This window comes from Streptomyces sp. NBC_00846, assembly GCF_045207325.1.
Classification (GTDB): domain Bacteria; phylum Actinomycetota; class Actinomycetes; order Streptomycetales; family Streptomycetaceae; genus Streptomyces.
Genome location: NZ_CP108847.1, coordinates 78,971 through 99,933 on the forward strand (window position 1 = coordinate 78,971; position 20,963 = coordinate 99,933).

4 protein-coding genes are annotated in these 20,963 nt (G+C 75.0%); 2 read left to right on the forward strand and 2 right to left on the reverse strand.

Annotation, left to right across the window (positions count from 1 at the left end; translation table 11 throughout):
• Window positions 1-17: 17 nt before the first annotated feature.
• On the reverse strand, window positions 18-16,724 hold the full coding sequence (locus OG936_RS38350; protein WP_406500884.1) for a type I polyketide synthase: 16,707 nt from the start codon (window positions 16,722-16,724) through the stop codon (window positions 18-20).
• A 260-nt stretch (window positions 16,725-16,984) separates the two neighbouring features.
• On the opposite strand from OG936_RS38350, the gene OG936_RS38355 reads away from it, so the two are divergent.
• Both OG936_RS38355 and OG936_RS38360 read left to right on the forward strand, forming a co-directional pair.
• Window positions 16,985-18,199, forward strand: a complete 1,215-nt coding sequence (locus tag OG936_RS38355; protein WP_331755239.1) for a cytochrome P450 — start codon at window positions 16,985-16,987, stop codon at window positions 18,197-18,199.
• A 141-nt stretch (window positions 18,200-18,340) separates the two neighbouring features.
• Window positions 18,341-19,072, forward strand: coding sequence for an alpha/beta hydrolase (locus OG936_RS38360; protein WP_331755240.1), 732 nt, complete (start codon window positions 18,341-18,343; stop codon window positions 19,070-19,072).
• A 97-nt stretch (window positions 19,073-19,169) separates the two neighbouring features.
• Here the strand turns inward: OG936_RS38360 and OG936_RS38365 are convergent, their stop codons facing one another.
• The gene (locus OG936_RS38365; protein WP_331755241.1) at window positions 19,170-20,789 is read right to left on the reverse strand and encodes an IS1634 family transposase; all 1,620 of its coding nucleotides are present in this window, start codon (window positions 20,787-20,789) and stop codon (window positions 19,170-19,172) included.
• Between the last annotated feature and the right edge of the window lie 174 nt (window positions 20,790-20,963).

Consider the following 20,963-nt stretch of genomic DNA (forward strand, 5'->3'; position numbering starts at 1 on the left):
CTCGCGCTCCCGGCGGTTCAGTCGGACTCGTCGAGGATCTGGAACAGCTCCTCGGCGGTCGCCGTTTCGAGGCTGACGGCGTCATCGGGCCGCTGCCGTCCGTCGTTCCACCCGGCGAGCAGCTCCCGCAGCCGGCTGCCGACCGTGGCACGGTCGGCGTCGTCGGGGGACACGGCGGCCAGGACCTCCGCCAGCCGGCCGAGTTCCTCCAGGGCGCGCGCGGACGGGGCCACCGGCTCCGGCAGCAGTTCGGCGCGGAGGTACCGGGCGAGGGCGATCGGCGTGGGGTGGTCGAACACCAGAGTGGCCGGCAGGCGCAGCCCGGTCAGGGCCGCGAGCCGGTTGCGGAGTTCGACGCCGGTGAGGGAGTCGACGCCGGTTTCGAGGAAGCCCCGGTCGGGCCGGACCGCCTCACCACCGGAGTGGCCCAGGACGACGGCGAGTTGGGTGCGGACGAGGTCGAGGACCGCCTTGTGGCCCTCGGCGTCGCCGAGGTCGGCGAGGCGGCGGCGCAGCTCCGCCCCGTCGTCGCCGGTGGCGACGGCGGAGGGGCGGCCGGGCCGGACGAGCTCCCGCAGCAGCGGCGGCGCCGTCTCGGAACGGATGCGCAGCGCACCGGTGTCGAGGAGCATCGGGACGGCGACCGCGGTGGCGGAGCCGAGCGCGGCGTCGAACAGCGCCATGCCGTCCCGCGTGGACATCGGCGTCACACCGAGCCGTTCGACGCGCCGGACGTCGGCGTCGGTGAGCCCGCTGGTCATGCCGCTCGCCTCGGCCCACGGGCCCCACGCCATGGACACCGCCGTCAGCCCGCGGGCCCGGCGGTGGTGGGCGAGGGCGTCCACGAACGCGTTCGCGGCGGCGTAGTTGGCCTGCCCCGCGGCGCCGAACGTCGCCGAGGCCGAGGAGAAGAGCACGAACGCGGACAGCTCCAGGTCCCGGGTCAGATCGTGCAGATGCCACGCGCCGTTCGCCTTGGCGTGCAGCACCCGGTCGAGCCGGGCGTCGTCGAGGCCGGTGACCAGGCCGTCGTCGAGTGCCCCGGCCGCGTGCACCACGATGCGCAGCGGCCGGTCGGCCGGGACGGTCCGCAACAGGTCGGCGACCTCGTTCCGTTCGCCGATGTCGCAGGCCACGACCGTGGCCTCGCAGCCGAGGGCGGCGAGGTCGGCCACGAGGCCGTCCGCACCCGGTGCCTTCGGGCCGCGCCTGCTGGTCAGCACGAGCCGGCGGACGCCGTGTTCGGCGGCCAGATGCCGGGCGAGCGCCGAGCCGATGGTGCCGGTGCCGCCGGTGATCAGCGCCGTGCCACCGGCGTCGAGGGACGTCTCCGCCGGCCGCTCGGCCCGCGCCAGGCGCGGCGCGTACAACCGGCCGGCGCGCACCGCCACCTGCGGTTCCGGGCAGCTCAGTGCCTCGGCGAGCACGTCGGGCGAGACGGGGCCGTCGAGGTCGACCAGGACGAACCGGCCGGGGTGTTCGGCCTGTGCGGAGCGGATCAGCCCCCAGGCCGCGGCTCCCGCGAGATCACCGAAGTCCGTGTCCGTGTCCGTGTCAGTGTCGACGTCGGCCGCCACGGCGCCCCGGGTGACGATCACGAGGCGGGCGTCCGCGCGTCGCTCGTCGGCGAGCCACCGGCGCACGAGCCGGAGCGCGTCGCGCGGCACGCCGGCCGGCTCCGCGGACCCGTCCGCTGTGGCCAGGGACGCGAGGACGACGCCCGCACCGGCCTCGTCGCCGAAGCCGGAGCCGTCGGAGCCACCGGAGCCGTCGGTGTCGTCGGCCCGGTGGACCGGCGCCCCGGCCGCCAGGAGCCCGGCGTGGAGGTCCAGCGGGTCGGGGCCGTACACCGTCCAGGACGGCACGGGGGGCGCCGGGACGCCCCCCACCTCCGCCCAGCCGACCTGGAACAGCGCGTTGCGGGACGGGTGCCCCGCGCCGAAACCGTCCGGCACGGGCCGGGAGACGATCGAGTCCGCCGTGGCGACCGGCGCGCCGTCGGTGCCGGCGACGGTCACACCGATGCCGCCCGTCCCGCCCAGGGTCAGCCGGACCCGCAGGGCCCGCACGCCGTGCCGCAGAAGCCGCACACCGCGCCAGGCGAACGGCAGTTCCGCCCGGACCGGTTCGCTTCCCCCGCCCAGCGACCGCAGCATGCCGATGCCGTGCAGCGCCGCGTCCAGAAGAGCCGGGTGGACGGCGAAGCCGTCGGCCTCCGGGCCGTCCGGGAGAGCGACCTCCGCGTACACCGCTCCGTCACGGTGCCAGGCGGCACGCATGCCCTGGAACGCGGGCCCGTAGCTGTAGCCGAGGGCCGCGAGGTCGTCGTAGAAGCCTCCGAGGTCGATCTCGGCCGCTCCGGCCGGGGGCCACTGCGCCAGACCCTCGGGCTCCGCCGCCACGGGCGCGGCGGGCGCGACGGTGGCGGTGGCGTGCAGCACCCAGTCGCCGTCGGCGTCGCCCAAGTCCGGTGAGCCGTCGTCAGGCCGGGACCAGACGCCCACGGACCGCCGCCCGGTGTCGTCCGGCGGCCGGACGACGGCCTGGACGCGCACGGCGTCCGTGTCGGACAGCACCAGCGGCGTCTCGAGGGTGAGTTCCTCGACGAACGGGCAGCCGGCCCGGCCGCCCGCGGTGACCGCGAGATCGACGAAGGCGGTACCGGGCACCAGGACGGTGCCGAGGACGGCGTGGTCGGCGAGCCACGGGTGGGTCCGGGTCGACATCCGGCCGGTCAGCAGGAGGGTGTCGGTGCCCGCCACCGGAGCGGCGGCGGTGAGCACCGGATGCGCGGTGGCGTCCAGCCCGGCGCCGGACGGGTCCGTCCCGGACACCGTCACCGGCGAGCTCATCCAGTACCGGTCGGACTGGAACGCGTAGGTGGGCAGATCGACGGCGCGTGCGCCGCGGCCGCCCAGCACCTTGCGCCAGTCGACACGGATGCCGGACACGTGCGCCTGGGCGGCGGAGGCGAGCATACGGGCCGCGTCGCCTTGCCCGGAGCGCAGCGAGGAGACGGGCTGCGGCCACGGGACGCCGTCGTCGCCGATGTCCTCGAGCGTCTCCTGGATGCCCATGGCCTGCAGGGGGTGCGGACCGACCTCGACGAAATGCCGGTAGCCCTGGGCGGCGAGAGAGCGCACGGCGGGCTCGAACCCGACGCAGCGGCGCAGATTGTCGAACCAGTACGCGCCGTCCAGCGTGGCCCCCTCGACCCAGCCGCCGGTCACGCTGGAGAAGAACGGGACCGCCCCCGTCCGCGGCCGGATGTCCGCCAGCGCCTCCCGCAGAGGGCCGGCGAGCCCGTCCACATGGTGCGAGTGCGACGCGTAGCCGATCCGGACCGGCTTGACGCGGATCTCCTCCATGGCACACGCCGCGGCGAACTCCGCGAGCGCGTCCCGGTCGCCGCTGACGACGTTCGTGCCGGGCGCGTTGCGCACGGCGAGACAGAGGCGGCCCTCCCACGCGGCGAGCCGCTTCTCGATCTCCACGGCCGGCAGCGACACCGACAGCATGCCGCCGCGGCCGACGACGCTCGCGAGGAGGTCGGCGCGCAGGGCGACCACCTGTGCCGCGTCGTCCAGGGAGAGCGCCCCGGCGACGTACGCGGCGGCGATCTCGCCCTGCGAATGGCCGACCACGGCGTCGGGTTCGACGCCCCAGGAGCGCCACATCGCGGCCAGCGAGACCATCACGGTGAACAGCGAGATCTGGACGACGTCGTCGCGCTCCAGCGAGGCCGCGCCGTCGGCGCCGCGCAGGACGTCGAGCACGGACCAGTCGGTGTGACGGGCGAACGCCTCGTCGCACGCGGCGGCCGTCTCAGCGAACACGGCGTCGGATTCCAGCAGCGGGCCGCCCATACCGGCCCACTGCGACCCCTGGCCGGGGAAGACGAACGCGGTGCGGCCCTCGACGGCCCGGCCGAGGACCGCACCGGCGGGGAGTTCCCCGGCTGCCAGGGCGGCCAAGGCGTCGCGGTCGCCCGGGAGCAGCACCGCACGGTGCTCGAACGCGGTCCGGGTGGTGGCCAGCGACCAGGCGACGTCGCCCGCCTCCGGCGCGGGCCCGCGCCCGAGGTGGTCGTGCAGCCGTCGGGCCTGCTCCCGCAGGGCCCGCTCGCTGCGCCCGGACAGCAGCCACGGCAGCGCGGCCGGTGCCCCGGCGCCGGTGGCGGAGGACGTCGCGTCGGGCGCCTCGCCGGTCGTGTCGTGGGGCGGAGTGGGCGGTGCCCCGCCGGTCGCGTCGTGCGGCGGCGCGGGCTGCGCCTCGCCGGCCGTCGCGCGGGGCGGTGCGTCGGGTGCCTCGTCGCCGTCGTCGTGCGCCGGTGCGAGCGGTGCCTGTTCGAGGACGGCGTGGGCGTTGGTGCCACTGCCGCCGAAGGAGGACACAGCGGCTCGGCGGATCCGGCCGGTCTCCGGCCAGGGCCGCGCCTCGGTGAGCAGCGCCACCGACCCCTCGGACCAGTCCACGTGCGGGGTGGGCTCGTCGACGTGCAGGGTCGGCGGCAGGACGCTGTGCCGCAGCGCCATCACGGTCTTGATCACTCCGGCGATGCCCGCGGCGCTCTGGGAGTGGCCGATGTTCGACTTGACCGAGCCGAGCCACAGCGGGTTCTCCGCGGAGTGTCCCGGCCCGTAGACGGACAGCAGGGCTTGGGCCTCGATGGGGTCGCCGAGCGGGGTGCCGGTGCCGTGCGCCTCCACGAGGTCGACGTCGCCGGCGTCCAGCCGGGCGCCGGCGAGGGCGGCGGCGATGACGCGGCGCTGGGAGGGGCCGTTGGGCGCGGTCAGTCCGTTGCTGGCGCCGTCCTGGTTGACGGCGGAACCGGCGACCACGGCCAGGATGTTCCGGCCTTCGGCCAGGGCGGTGCTGAGGCGCTGCACGGCGACGACTCCGACGCCCTCGCTCCAGCCGGTGCCGTCGGCCGCGGCGGCGAACGGCTTGCAGCGGCCGTCGGGCGCCAGGCCGCGCTGGCGGCTGAACTCGGTGAAGGACACCGGCGTGGGCAGGACGGTGACACCGCCGGCCAGGGCCAGGTCGCACTCGCCCTGCCGGAGCGACTGGCAGGCGAGGTGCAGCGCGACCAGTGACGAGGAGCAGGCGGTGTCGACGGTGACGGCCGGGCCCTCCAGGCCGAGGCTGTAGGACAGGCGCCCGGACACCGCGGCCGTTCCCGTTCCGGCGAGGAAGAATCCCTCGGCGGCGCCGAGCGCGTCGGCGTCGCCCAGCCCGTAGCCCTGGAACGAGGTGCCGACGAACACGCCGGTGCGGCTGCCGGTCAGCCCCGCAGGGTCGACGCGGGTGCGCTCCAGCGCCTCCCAGGCGGTCTCCAGCAGCACCCGCTGCTGCGGGTCCATCGCCATCGCCTCTCGGGGGCTGATGCCGAAGAACTCGGCGTCGAAGTCGCCCGCGCCGTCCAGGAAGCCGCCCTCGCGGACGTACGAACTGCCGGGCCGCGACAAGTCGGGGTCGTAGAGGGCGTCGAGGTCCCAGCCCCGGTCGTCGGGGAACGGGGTGATCGCGTCACGGCCGTGGACGACGAGGTCCCACAGGTCCTCCGGCGAGCGCACCCCGCCGGGGAACCGGCAGCCCATGCCGACGATGGCGACGGGCTCGTCGGCGGACCCGGCCGCGGCCCCCGCCTCCGCCGCGGTACCGGCCGCGGGCGTACCGGCGGGCGCGGACGCGCCGAGCAGTTCGTCGCCGAGGAAGCCCGCCAGCGCGTTCGGCGTCGGATGGTCGAAGGCGATGGTGGTGGGCAGCCGCAGGCCGGTCGCGGCGCGCAGCCGGTTGCGGATGTCGACGGCGGTCAGGGAGTCGAACCCGAGCTCCCGGAAGGCGCGGCCCGGTTCGATGTCGGCCGGACCCGTGTGGCCCAGCGCGGCGGCGGCCTCGGTGCGCACCAGGGTCAGCAGGAACGGCCGGCGTTCGCCCGCGGGCAGCACGGCGAGCTGACGGCCGAGACCGGAGCCCGCCTCGTCGCCGCCGGAGCCGTCGCCGCCGTCGGCGACGGCCAGGGCCCGCGCCGCTTCCGGGATCTCGCCGATCAGCGGACGGGGACGGGCCGCGGTGTAGCCGGGGACGAAGCGGGCCCAGTCCATGTCGGTGACGGTGAGCAGCGTCTCGTCGTGGGTGAGGGCCTGTCCGAGGGCGACGAGGGCGAGCTGAGGCGGCATCAGCCGCAGACCGCGCCGTCCGAGGAGCTCGATCGCCTCGGCGTCCGCCATACCGCCGCCGTCCCAGCCGCCCCACGACACCGACGTGGCCGTCCGGCCCTGCCGGCGGCGCCGCAGCGCCAGCGCGTCGAGATGGGCGTTGGCGGCCGCGTAGGCCGCCTGGCCGGCGCCGCCCCAGACGGCGGCGCCCGATGAGAAGAGGACGAACGCGTCGAGGCCGTCGCCGAGGAGTTCGTCGAGATGACGCGCGCCGTCGGCCTTCGCGGCGATCACCTGGGCGACCTCTTCGGCCGTGGTGTCCAGGACGGACGCGGACCGGGTCACCCCGGCGGCGTGGATGACGGTGGTCACGGGCGGGCCGTCGTCGAGCCCGGCGAGCAGCGCCCGCAGCGCCTCGCGGTCGCCGACGTCGCAGGCCTCGATCAGCACCTCGGTGCCGGCCGCCGTCAGTTCCGCGGCCAGCTCCGCGGCGCCCGGCGCCTGCGGTCCGCTGCGGCTGGTCAGGACGATACGGGGCGCGCCCAGCCCGGCCAGCCAGCGGGCGACGTGCGCGCCGAGAGCGCCGGTGCCGCCGGTGACCAGCGCGGTGCCGGTCGGCCGCCACGGTTCGGTGCGGGGAGCGTGGCCCAGCGGCGCGCGCACCAGGCGGCGGGTGAAGACCCCGGCGGGGCGTACGGCGACCTGGTCCTCGCCGTTCTCACCGGCCAGGACCTCGGCCAGACGGTCGGCGGCCCGGTCGTCGAGCTCGGCCGGCAGGTCCACCAGACCGCCCCAGCGGGCGGGCAGTTCCAGCCCGGCGGCCAGCCCGAGGCCCCACAGCCCCGACTGGGCCGGGTCCGGCGCCGGGTCGGCCTCGCCGACGCACACCGCGCCGCGGGTCGCCGCCCACAGGGGCGCGGCCACGCCGAGGTCCTCGGCCGCCCGGACCAGCGCGAGCGTGGTGGCGACACCGCTCGCCACGCCACCGGGGCCGGGGCGGGTGTCGAGGCCGAGCAGGGACAGCAGCCCGGCGACACGGGCGCCCGCCGGGCCGGGGCCCGCGCCGTCGGCGGCCCGGGCCACGGCGTCCGCGAGGCCGGCGGCCAGACCCTCGCCGTACGGGTCGTCGTCGGAGACGGTCACCGTCAGGACCTGGGTGACGCCCCGTTCGGCGAGCGCCCCGGAGATCCGGCGGGCGACACCGCCGGGGTCGTGGGCCGGGGCGACGAGGAGCCAGACGCCCGACAGCACCGGCCGCGGAAGCCGGGTGGTGCGCCGCCACCGGATCCGGTAGCGCCAGCGGTCCACGGTGGACCGGTCACCGCGCTCGGCACGCCACGCCGACAGGACGGGCAGCACGGACGCGGCGCCCTCCAGCAGCTCGCGCCGCTGCGGGTCGGACACGTCGAGCGCGTCGGCGAGCGCCAGCGGATCGCCGCCCGCGACCGCGTCCCAGAACGCCTCGTCGGCCGGGTCGGCGACGCCGGGACCCGCCGTCGCCACGGCCGGCGCGGCGGGCTCCAGCCAGAACCGCCGCCGCTGGAACGGGTATCCGGGCAGCTCGGGGAGGGCGGCCGAGGCGCCCGGCGCGGGCAGGACGGCGTCCCAGTCGGGGGCGAGGCCTCGGGCGAACGCGGTCGCCACCGCCTCCCGGAAGCGGCCCGGACCGCCGTTGTCGCGGCGCAGCGTCGTGACGACGACCGTGTCGTCGGCGCCCTCGGCGTCGGCGACGTCCTCGACGTTCGCGGTCAGCGACGGATACGGGCTGGGCTCGACAAAGGCGCGGAAGCCGTCGCGCAGCATGGCGGCGACGGCCGGGGCGAATCGCACCGGCAGCCGCATGTTCCGGTACCAGTGCTCCGCGTCCAGGGCGGCGCCGTCGACCGGGCCGCCGTCGACGGCCGAGTAGAGCGGGACGGCCGCGGCCCGCGGGGCGATCCCGTCGAACGCGGCGAGCGCCTCGTCGCGGAGCCGTTCGACCTCGGGGGAGTGGGCGGCGCCGGTGATCGGCATCCGGCGGGCGGCGATCCCGTCGGCGGCCAGCGCCGCGGCGAGCTCCCCGACCGCCTCGAGGTCGCCCGACACCACGGTGGCCCGGGGGCCGTTGACGGCGGCGAGGTGCAGCCGGCCCGGCCACCGAGCCATCCGCTCGGCGAGTTCACCGGCGGGCAGGGTCACCGTCAGCATCGCGCCGGCGCTGTCCAGGGAGGCGAGCAGCCGGCTGCGGGCCACGACGATCCGCGCCGCGTCCGGCAGGGTCAGGGCCCCCGCGGCGCAGGCCGCCGCGATCTCGCCCTGCGAATGCCCGACCACGGCCTCCGGCACGATGCCGTGCGCCCGCCACAGCGCGGTCAGGGACATCATCATCGCGAACAGGGCCGGCTGGACGACGTCCAGCCGCTCCAGCGACGGGGCCCCCTCGACGCCCCGCAGGACGTCCTCGGCCGACCAGCCGGCGTGCTCCGCGATCGCCGCCGAGCACTCGCTCAGCGCGTCACGGAACACCGGTGCGGTACGCAGCAGTTCCGAGGCCATCCCCGGCCACTGCGAGCCCTGCCCGGGGAAGACGAACGCGACCGGGCCGTCCGGTCCCGCCTCGTCCCTGACGAGGCCCCGGACACCGCGGCCCGCGGCCAGGGCATCCAACTGGTCGAGGTAGCGCGCCGGATCGGGTCCGAGCAGGACGGCGCGGTGGCGGAACGCGGTCCGGCCGGTGGCCAGGGCACGGGCCACCTCCGGGACGGACTCCGGGGCGGCGAGGCCGGGCCGCTCGACGAGCCGTTCGCGCAGCCGCGCCGCCTGGGCGCGCAGCGCCGGTTCCGTCCGGCCGGACAGCACCCACGGCACCGGCGATTCGGCGACCACGGGCGCGGTGGCCGGAGCGTCGGCCGTCCGGGGCGCCGGCTCGGCCGGAGCCTCCTCCAGGACGACGTGGGCGTTGGTGCCGCTCATGCCGAACGACGACACACCGGCCCGGCGCACGACGCCGTCGCGCGGCCACGGCACCGGCTCGGTGAGCAGCCGCATCGCCCCGGACGACCAGTCGACGTGCGGCGTCGCCTCCGCGGCGTGCAGCGTCGCCGGGAGCACCTCGTGGCGCAGGGCCTGCACCATCTTGATGACGCCGGCGACCCCGGCGGCGCACTGGGAGTGGCCGATGTTGGACTTCACGGAGCCGACCCACAGCGGGCGCCCGGCGGGCCGCTCCTGCCCGTACACGGCAAGCAGGGCCCCGCCCTCGATCGGGTCGCCGAGCGCGGTTCCGGTGCCGTGCGCCTCGACGGCGTCGACCTCGTGGGGCTCCAGGCCGGCACTGCGCAGCGCCCGGCGGATGACCCGCTGCTGGGCCGGACCGCTCGGTGCGGTCAGGCCGTTGCTGGCGCCGTCGTGGTTGACCGCGGAGCCGCGCAGCACCGCCAGCACACGGTGGCCGTTGCGCCGGGCGTCGGAGAGCCGCTCGGTCAGGAGCATCCCGGCGCCCTCGCTCCAGCCGGTGCCGTCGGCGTCGGCGGAGAACACCTTGCACCGGCCGTCGGCGGCCAGCGCGCCGCCCTGGCTGCCGTCCGTGAACATGCTCGGCGTGGTCATGACGGTGACACCGCCGACCAGGGCCATCGAGCACTCACCGCGGCGCAGCGCCTCGGCGGCCATGTGCATGGCCACCAGCGAGGACGAACAGGCGGTGTCGACCGTGAGGGTGGGGCCCTCCAGGCCGAGCACGTAGGAGACCCGGCCGGAGGCGACGCTCGTCGACGTGCCCAGCAGCAGATGCGCGCCCGTCCCCTCGGGGATGTCCAGCGGGCCCGTGCCGTAGCCGGTCGACGCCGCGCCCACGAAGACACCGGTGGGGCTGCCGGCGAGCGAGCCGGGGGCGATCCCGGCGTGCTCGACCGCCTCCCAGGCGGTCTCCAGCAGCAGCCGCTGCTGCGGGTCCATGGCGAGGGCCTCACGCGGGCCGATGCCGAAGAACTCGGCGTCGAAGTCCGCCATGCCGTCGACGAACCCGCCCTCGAAGGTCCGGCTGAGACCGGCCCCGGCGCTGTCGGCCGCGTAGACGGAGTCGAGCCGCCAGCCGCGGTCGTCGGGGAACGGAGCGATGGCGTCGACGCCCTCGCTGACGATCCGCCACAACGCGTCGGGGGTGTCGGCGGAGCCGGGCAGCCGGCAGCTCATCCCGATGATCGCGATCGGATCGTTGGCCGGCGCGGGCGCGTCCGCCGTCCCGGGGACGTCGGCCGTCTCCTCGCGGTCGCCCACCACGGCCCGGCCGAGCATCGCTGCCAGCAGGCGGGGCGTCGGGTGGTCGAAGACCAGGGTGGCCGGCAGCCGCAGCCCGGTGGCCGCGGCCAGCCGGTTGCGGAGTTCGACGGCGGTCAGCGAGTCGAAGCCGAGTTCCTTGAACGCCCGCCCCTCCTCGACCGCCCGCGGGCCGGAGAAGCCGAGGACTGCGGCGGCGGCCGAACGGACCAGGTCGAGCAGGAACCGGGCACGGTCCTGCGGGGCGAGCGCGGCGAGCCGGTCGGCCCAGGCGCCGCGCTCCACCGGCGCGGCATCGCCGACCGTGCGCCGGGCACCGGGACGGACCAGACCGGTCAGCATCGGCGGCAGCGAACCGGCGGCGGTCAGGGCCGCGGTGTCCAGCCCGGTCGCCACCAGGGCCGCGTGCGGCGCGGCCAGCGCGGTGTCGAGGAGGGCGAGTCCGTGGCCGGCGGCCAGCAGCGGGAAGCCGGAGCGGGCGACGCGGTCGCGGTCCACCCGGGTGAGCCGGGCGGCCATGCCGGCGGTGCCGTCCCAGGCGCCCCAGGCCAGCGACAGCGCGGGCAGACCGGCGGCGTGCCGGTGCTGGGCCAGGGCGTCGAGGAAGGCGTTGGCCGCGGCGTAGTTGCCCTGACCGGGAGCGCCGAGGGTCCCGGCGACCGAGGAGAACAGCACGAAGGCCGCTAGGTCATGACGACGGGTCAGTTCGTGCAGATGGAACGCGGCGTCCGCCTTGGGCCCCAGCACGGTGTCCAGCCGCTCCGGCGTCAGCGCCCCGACGGTCCCGTCGTCGAGCACACCGGCGGTGTGGAACACACCGGTCAGCGGACGGCCGGCCGGTATCGCGCCGAGCACGGCGCCGAGCGCGTCGCGGTCGGCCACGTCGCAGGCCACGATCTCGACGTCGGCGCCCAGCCCGGCCAGTTCGGCAGCCAGTTCCCCCGCGCCCGGCGCGTCCGGACCGCTCCGGCTGAGCAGCACGAGACGGCGCACACCGTGGGCGGTGACGAGATGCCGGGCCAGCAGTGCGCCCAGACCGCCGGTGCCCCCGGTGACCAGGACGGTGCCGTCGGGGTCGAGCGCCCGCGGGACGGTGAGGACCACCTTGCCGATGTGCCGGGCCTGGCTGACGTGACGGAACGCGTCCGGCGCCTGCGGCAGGGCGAACGCCCGCACCGGCGGCAGCCGCAGCGCCCCGGTCCGCAACAGCTCCAGCAGCTCGGCCAGGATCTCCCTGATACGCGCGGGGCCCGCCTCCACCAGGTCGAACGCCCGGTAGCGGACGCCCGGATGGGCGGCGGCGACCTCGTCGGCGTCCCGGATGTCGTTCTTGCCCATCTCGACGAACCTGCCGCCACGCGGCAGGAGCCGCAGCGAGGCGTCGACGAACTCGCCCGCGAGCGCGTCGAGGACGACGTCCACCCCGCGCCCGGAGGTGACGGCGGCGAAGCTGTCCTCGAAACCGAGGTCCCGGGACGAGGCGATGTGGTCGTCGGGGACACCCATGGCCCGTACCGCGTCCCACTTGCCCGGGGAGGCGGTGGCGAACACCTCGGCGCCGAGGTGCCGGGCGAGCTGGACGGCGGCGGTGCCCACACCGCCCGCGGCGGCGTGCACCAGGACCGCCTCGCCGGCTTTCAGCCCGCCCAGGTCGACCAGACCGTAGTAGGCGGTGGCGTAGGCGATCGGCACCGCGGCCGCCTCCGCGAACGTCATGTCCGCGGGCATCGGTGCCAGCAGCCGGTGATCGGTCACCGCGACCGGCCCGAACGCGCCGGTGCACACACCCATGACCCGGTCGCCGGGCGCCAGGCCCGAGACCTCCGGCCCCGTCTCCAGGACGACGCCCGCGGCCTCGCCGCCGAGCTCCACCTCGCCCGGGTACATGCCCAGCGCGTACAGCACGTCGCGGAAGTTCAGCCCCGCGGCCCGCACGGCGAAACGCACCTGTCCCGGACCGAGCGGCTCCGCCGGCTCCGCGGGCGCGAGCCAGAGTCCGTCCAGGGTGCCGGGCTCCCGCGTGGCGAGCCGCCACGACGCCGCCGCCGGCACGGGCAGACCGGACGGATGCGCGGCCCGCACCAGCCGGGCGGCGAAGGCCGCCCCCGCCCGCACGGCGATCTGCGGCTCGCCCGCCTCCACCGCGGCCGTGACGGCCTGCCAGGGCACACCGTCGCCGTCGGTGTCCACCAGCACGAAGCGGCCGGGTTCCTCGGACTGCGCGGCCCGCACCAGACCCCACACCGCGGCGGCGGCCGGATCGGGGGCCCGGTCGCCGGGGGCGGCGAACACCGCGTCGCGGGTGAGGACGACCAGCCGCGCATCGGCGCACCGCTCGTCGGCCAGCCACTGCTGGAGCGCGTCCAGCACCCGCCCGGTCAGCGCCCGCGCCCGGGCCGGCCCGGCGGCGGCATCCGCCGCCGGGCCGTCGGCGCGCAGCACCACGGTCCGCGGCAGCGGGCCGTCGGGGAGCAGCGGGGCCGGCCCGAAGGCGTCCACGGCCACGCCGGACGGCGCCGTACCGGGGGCCCGGCCGGCGGCGAGCGGGGTCCATTCGAGACGGCAGAGACCGTCCGCCTCGTCGGCGGCCCCGGGCGGCGCTGCCACGGGGCGGACGACCAGCCGGTCGACCGAGAGGACCGGCTCGCCGTCGTGGTCCGCGGCCGCGACGGCGACGCCGCCGCCGTCGAGCGGTGTCAGCCGGACCCGCAGCGCCGCGGCGCCGGACGCCCGCAGAGTGACGCCCGTGAAGGAGAACGGGATCCCCGCCGTGCCCGGAGCGGACGGGCCGGCTCCGGCCGCGGCCTGGAGAGCGGCGTCGAGCAGCGCCGGATGGATGCCGTAGGCACGCGCCCGGGGTTCCTCGGACTCCGCGAGGGACACCTCGGCGAACACCTCGCCGCCGAGCCGCCACAGGCTCCGGACGCCGCGGAAGGCCGGGCCGTACTCCAGTCCGGCGGCCTCCAGCAGCTCGTACACGCCCTCCACCGGCACGTCCTCGCCGGCCGGCGGCCACTGCCGCGCCCAGTCGCCGTCCGGGCCCCGGCCCGCGGGCGGCTCCGGGGCCAGGACACCGCTCGCATGCCGGGTCCAGGGGCGCTCGGGCCACCCCTCGTCCGCGGGGGCGCCGGGCCGCGCGTACACGGTCACGTCCCGCCGCCCGGCCCCGTCGGCGGCGCCGACCGCGACCTGCACCTGCACGCCGCCCCGCTCGGGCAGCACCAGCGGCGTCTCGAGCACCAGCTCCTCGACGCCGCCGCAACCGGCCTGGTCGCCCGCGCGGACCGCGAGTTCCACGAACGCGGTGCCCGGCAGCACGGTGCGCCCCAGGACCACGTGGTCGGCCGACCACTGCGGCCGGCCGGGCGAGAGCCACCCGAAGAACAGCAGTTCGTCGCCGTCGGCGACGGAGACACCGGCGCCCAGCAGCGGGTGCCGGGTGGCGCCGAGCCCGGCCGCCGTCACGTCGCCGGGCGCCCACGACAGCCGCGGCCAGTAGTGCTCCGTCTCGAAGGCATAGGTGGGCAGCGCCACCGGCAGGCCGGTCACACCGGGGAGCACGGCCGTCCAGTCGGGGGTCACACCGTACGCGTGCAGCTCGGCCAGGGCCGCTGTCGCGGCGGCCGGCTCGCCGAGGGAACGCCGCAACGCCGCCACCACGACGGCGGGTTCGTCACGGTGCGCGAGCGACTCGCCGGCCATGGCGGCGAGGACACCGTCCGGTCCGAGTTCGAGGTACCGGTCCACACCGTGCCCGTCGAGCCAGGCGACACCGTCCCCGAACCGCACCGCCTCACGGACCTGGCGGACCCAGTGGTCGGGGTCGGCGAGCTCCTCGGGCCCGGCCACCGCGCCGGTGACGTTGGAGACGACCGGGACGGTGGGGGACCCGTACGTCAGCCCGGCGGCGATCGCGCGGAACTCGTCGAGCATCGGGTCCATGTGGGCGGAGTGGAAGGCGTGGGACACCCGCAGGGGCCGGGTCCGCACCCCCTGCTCCACCCAGTGGGCGGCCAGCCGGACGACGGCGTCGCGGTCGCCGGAGACGACCACGTCGGCCGGCCCGTTGACGGCGGCGACGACGACGGCCCCGGGGGCGTGCGCGGCGAGCGTCGTACGGACCTCGTCCTCGCCGGCCCGGACCGCGAGCATCGCGCCGTCCCCGGCCATCCGCTGCATGAGCCGGCCCCGGGCGGCGACGAGCGCACAGGCGTCCGGCAGCGACCACACCCCGGCCACATGGGCCGCGGCGAGTTCACCGACGGAGTGGCCCAGCAGGTAGTCGGGGGCGACACCCCAGTGCGTGAACAGCCGGTGGAGCGCGACCTCGATCGCGAACAGCCCCGGCTGGGCGTACTCGGTGCGGTCCAGCAGCCCGGCCGCGGACGAATCCGGCTCCGCGAACAGCACCTCGCGCAACGGGCGTTCCAGGTGCGGGTCCATCGCCGCGCACACCTCGTCCAGCGCCCGCGCGAACACCGGCTCCACGGCGTACAGTTCGCGGCCCATACCGGCCCGCTGCGCACCCTGACCGGTGAACAGCATCGCGAGCTTCCCCGCCGGACGGCTCCCGCGGGCCACCCCGTACCGCACCCGGGGGCTCTGGGCGCCCTGTTCGACGGCGGCCAGGGCGTCGAGCAGCTCCTCGCGGCCGCCCGCGGTCACCACGGCCCGGTGCGGCAGCGCCGCGCGGGTCGTCGCCAGGGCGTGGGCGAGGCCGGTGAGATCGAGCCCGGGGTCGGACGCCACCCGCGCCCGCAGCCGGGCGGCCTGCCCGGGCAGCGCGGACGCCGACCTCGCGCTCACCGGGAACGGCAGCGGCACACCGGCCGGCCGGCGCGCCGCCGGGGCCGCGTCCTGCTCCGGCCGGGGCTCCGCCGGGGGTGCCTGCTCCAGGATCAGATGGGCGTTGGTGCCGCTCAGCCCGAACGAGGAGACGCCCGCCCGGCGCGGTTCGCCGGTCTCCGGCCAGTCGCGGGCCTCGGTGAGCAGCCGGGCGGAGCCGGCGCTCCAGTCGACGTGCCCGGTGGGCTCGTCGACGTGCAGGGTCCGCGGCAGGACGCCGTGACGCAGCGCCTGCACCATCTTGATCACCGACGCGACGCCGGCGGCGGCCTGCGTGTGGCCGATGTTGGACTTGACCGAGCCGATCCACAACGGCCGGCCCGCGGACCGGTCCTGACCGTACGCCGCGATCAGCGACTGGGCCTCGATCGGATCGCCGAGGTTCGTGCCGGTGCCGTGCGCCTCCACGGCGTCGACCTGACCGGGCGCCAGACGGGCGTCCGCCAGGGCCTGCAGCGTCACCCGCTGCTGCGAGGGCCCGTTGGGCGCGGTCAGCCCGTTGGACGCGCCGTCCTGGTTCACCGCCGAACCGCGCACCACCGCGAGCACCGGGTGGTTCAGCCGGAGCGCGTCGGACAGCCGCTCCACCACCAGGACACCGACACCCTCGGACCAGCCGGTGCCGTCGGCCGCCGCCGCGAAGGACTTGCACCGGCCGTCGGCGGCCAGCCCGCCCTGCCGGCTGAACTCGGAGAACACACCGGGCGTCGCCATCACGGTCACACCGCCGACGAGCGCCAGGGTGCTCTCGCCCCGCCGCAGCGACTGGCACGCCAGGTGCAGGGCGACGAGCGACGACGAGCAGGCGGTGTCCACGGTGACCGCGGGACCCTCCAGGCCCAGGGAGTAGGCCACCCGGCCGGAGATCACGGCGGTCGCGCCACCGGTCAGCAGATAGCCCTGGTTGTCCTGTTCGGCGCCGGCCAGCAGCGAGGTGTAGTGCTGGTCGTTGGCACCGACGAACACACCGGTGCGGCTGCCGCGCAGCGACGACGGATCGATACCCGCGGCCTCCACGGCCTCCCAGGACGTCTGCAGCAGCAGCCGCTGCTGCGGGTCCATGGCGAGGGCCTCACGCGGCGAGATGTCGAAGAACCCCGCGTCGAACCGGGTGGCGTCACCGACGAATCCGCCCTCCCGGACGAAACCGCCGCCGTCGCGGCCGTCGTCGTGACCGCCTTCGCCGGCGGAGCCGGTGTCCTGGCCGCGGCCGTCCTCGCCGAGCAGTCCGGACTGCTGCCAGCCGCGGTCCTCGGGGAACGGGCCGACGGCGTCGGCACCCGCCGACACGAGCCGCCACAGCTCCTCCGGCGTGGACACCCCGCCGGGAAAACGGCAGGCCATGCCGACGACGGCGATCGGCTCCCGATTTCCTTTCTCGGCCTCGCGCAACCGCTGCCTGGTCCGGTGCAGATCCGTGGTGACCAGTTTCAGATATTCGCGCAGCGTTCCGTCGTCCACCATCTGAAGGAAACCCCATTTCCGTGGGCGACGCAGCGGCCGACTGTCGCTTACCCGGGGCCCCGTGAGTTAGACCCCTGTGCGGGGGAGGCTAGCCACCCGAGCATGCGGGGACCAACCCCTGCCTGCTGGTCAGGACCCCATCGAGCGGTAAGGGGGGACATGCGCACAGAACTCTAGGGGGACTTGTAGGGGTTGACGCCCCCCGTCTTCCCCATACGCTTTTTCCGCTGCTACCGATCGGATTGGCTGGGCGACAAGTGGACAATCCCCGAGGTCTTTTCGACCTGACCGACCCGGCCCTCATGAACGACCGGTACGCCTATTATCGAAGGCTGCGGGAAAAAGAGCCGATCCATCATTCACCGCACGGTTTCTGGACACTCGCCCGCTATGCCGACGTCGACGTCTTCCTGCGCGCTCCGCAGACATCGGCGGCCACTCCCCAGGACCCCCTGTTCGTCGCCCTGCGAGGCGGCCGGGACGCCCCCGCGATGCGCAGCATGCAGCGGTGGATGGTGGTCAAGGACGGCGCCGAGCACCGGCGGCTGCGCCGCCTGGTGGCCCGGGCACTCACCCCCAACGCCGTCGAGCGGCTGCGCCCGGAGATCCACCGGATCGTCAGCGGCCTGATCGACGACATGGGCGAGGGCGAGATCGACCTGATCGGCGGGCTCGCCACACCGCTGCCGATCGCCGTCGTCTGCGGGCTGCTCGGCATCCCGGTCGAGGACGCCCAGCGCTGCCTGGAGTGGACGAACGCCATCGCCAACATCGTCGACCCCCTCATCACCCCCCAGATGCGCATCGCAATGAACCGGGCCGAACCCCAGTTCAGCGCCTACGTCCGGGAACAGATGGAGCTCCGGCGCAGCCACCCCGGCGACGACGTCCTCTCCCTGCTGATGCGGAAGGACGCCGACGGCGACGGGCTGAGCGACGAGGACGTCATTGCCCAGGTGCTGCTGCTGTTCAACGCCGGCCACGAGACCACGGTCAACGTCATCGGGAACGCGCTCCACGCGCTGCTCACGCACCCGGACCAGTTGCGCATCCTGCGGGAGCACCCCGAACTCATCGAGCCCGCCTTCGAGGAACTCGCCCGCTTCAACGCCACGGTGCAGATCATCGCTCGGCAGCTCAGCGGCGACCTGGTCCTCGACGGCACCGTCATCCCCGCGGGCTCCTCGGTACTGGGCATCACCGGGTCCGCGCACCGCGACCCGGCCAGGTTCGAGGACCCGGACCGGCTGGACGTGCGTCGTACCGGGGTGCGGTCGCTCGCCTTCGGCTCGGGCCCGCACGCCTGCATAGCCGCCATGCTGGGCAAGGCGGAGGTCTCCATCGCCCTCACCGAACTCCTGCGGCGGTACGAGACCATCGAGTTCGCCACGGACGACCTCCAGTGGCACACCCGCTTCAGCTTCGTTCTCGGACTCAGGAGCCTCCCGCTGCGGGTCACGTACCGCCGCTAGATCCGTACTTCGCAGGTAGTTCGTTCAGGTCTGTAGTTGGCCAGTCTGAGCGTCCCCGTTGGACAGCACTTTCGCGTCTCAGTGCCGGGGATGGCCCCGCCGGTAGAGTCGCTCCGAGGAGAGCGCTGATCTGGGGGACTAATGACGGCAGCGGATGCACCGCCCATCGTCTTGGTACACGGGACGCGGTTCAGCGCGGGACAGTGGAGCCCGCAGCTCACCGCACTTCAAGAGGACTTCCCGGTAGCCGCCGTTGACCTACCAGGCCACGGCGCCCGCTCTGCTCAACCATGGAGCCTGAACGCGGCGACGGAGATCATCGCTTCCGCGGTGGACTCGCTCGACCGCGGGCCGGCTCTGGTCGTCGGGCACTCGCTCGGCGGATACGCCTCACTGGAGTTCGCGCGGCGCTGCCCGGAGCAGCTGCGCGGGCTGGTCCTTGCGGGGGCCAGCGCCTCAACTTGTGGCCCGTGGGCAACGCCGTATCGGTGGGTCGCCGGGCTCGTCCCTCGCATGCCGGCGGATCGGTTGGCCCGGTGGAACGACCGGTTGCTGCGCCGGCTCTATCCTCCCGAGGTGGTGGAGGCGACCATCCGCTCTGGCTACGCCTTCCACACTCTGCCGGCCGCCTGGGGCGAGGTGCTGGGCCGCTTCGATGCGGGTGCGATGCGTCATGTGGCGGCTCCCGTGCTCATCCTGAACGGCGAGAAGGACACCGTCTTCCGGTCCGGCGAGATGGACTTCGTCCGCGCGCATCCGCACGCCCGCGTCGAGTTGATCCCGCGGGCAGGACATCTCGCGAACTTTGACGATCCAGATGCTTTCACCGAAGCCGTCCGCCGCTTCGCCCGGCATCTACCTGTTCGCAGCTGAGTGCGCCAGAGTCAGGTCCACCAGGGCTGCCCGAGCGCAGTGCGACCGCGAACGCGCAGGCTGGCCACATCGCGTGCTCACTGGCCAACGGTGGTGTTCAGGTTTCTGGCCAGCGGGGGTGTGTGGGTTCCAGGCCGAGGAGGTCGAGGAGGTGGAGCTGGATGCCTCGGGTGATGGCGATGACGGGTGGGTCGGTGGCGCTGCCGACCCGTAGTCGCAGGTCGGACAGGTGGTAGAGGATCATCCGGCCGGTGGGCCGCACTTTCTGGCTGCCCGGATACAGCCCCTGCATCTTCTGCTCGCCTCCCAGTGCTCTGCGGACCTGGCGTTCGATGAGGCAGAACAGCAGCAGGGCCAGGCAGATCACGGTGATCAGTGCGGCGACGCGTTTGTTGTCCTGCACGAAGATGGGGGTGACGGCCAGCGGGCCCTTGAAGTCGCCGTATCGGCGCTCGACCGTGCCCTGGCCTTTGTGGCGGCGTAGTACTTCGCTGGGATCGGCCTGTTCGGGGGTGAGGGTGGTCAGCAGCGCGTACCAGCCGTCGACGGCGGCCTCGGCCTGGAGCACGTCCTGGTCGAAGTGCCAGGACAGGGCGGGCCGTCCGGTTTCGTCCGTGGTGATCTGGGTGCACAGGCAGCCGGAGACCCGGCGGGTGCGGGTGATCACGCCGAGGCGTACGGCAATCTTCTCGGCGGTGTTGTAGTAGCGGCCGCCGGCCGAGTGCTGGAGCTTGTCGAGGTCCTCGCGGGCCTTGGCCAGGCGTTTCTCGCGGGCCCGCTGCTGGCCTTTGGCGTTGCCGGTGGAGTGCACCAGGATCCGGCGTACCTCGAGCGGGGGATCGTTCTTGCGGGGCCCGGTCAGCAGGTGGATGTCCTCCAGGACCCGGTAGGTCTCGCGTTCTGCGGCGGGGGTGTCCTCGTCGCGGGCCGGGGTGTAGTCCACGACGGTGGCCGCATCGAGGTCGAGGGCGGCGTAGACGGCGTCGTCGACCTTGGAAGCGGGGGCCGGGGCGATGAAATCGGTCCCGGCCTTGATCAGGGCAGCCACGTTGCCGTAGGAGATCAGCTTGGAGTCGGCGATCAGCAAGAACTCCTTCGGTCCGGCCATCGCGCGCAGAGCGTTCATGGTGCCGGTGATCTGGGAGATCTCCGCGGCTCCGCCGTCGATGACGCGGGACAGCAGCGGGATGCCGCCGTCGCCGGTCACCGCCAGGCCGGTCTGGATCTGCTTGAGGTCGTAGCGGCGGTCCTTGGGATGGCCGTGCTTGATGCGGGGATACTCCTCGTCCTGATCGTCGGCCGGGTAGGCACCATAGAGCGACATGGATGTCATGTCCCAGTGGAACGTGGACACATCGATGCCGAGCTCGCCGATCGCCCGGGCCCCGACGCTGTCGGTGAGCTCCCTCAGGTGCGGGGCGATGGCGTCCAGGGCCCGGCCCAGACGGTCGTCGTTGAGCAGCTCCGCCTCCATCCCGAAGACTTCCTCCACGGCCCACTCCCGGGCCCAGCGATCCACCCGCCACAAGGGTGCGGGCGCGGTCAGCCGGTTGGCCACCAGCACCTCGATGACCTGGCCGTGTGTCACATGGGCGATGTCGCGGCCCGGGCACAGCCGGTCTACGGTCCCGGCCACATCAAGCCGGCGCAGAAACTCGGCAGCGACAGGCAGAGCGCCCAGACGCTTTTCCACCACGGCGCTGACCACACATTCCATGCGCGGGCGCACCGTCCGTAGCCGCGGGGACCGGGAAGACTTCGTCACACCCCGGTCAACACGACGACCCCCCGACCGGACACGGCCAGGCAGCAACTCCACCCGACTCAGCCACCCGCGAAGTACGGAGCTAGACGGCCGGTCCGCCCCGCGCGTCCCCGATGCGGATGCGGA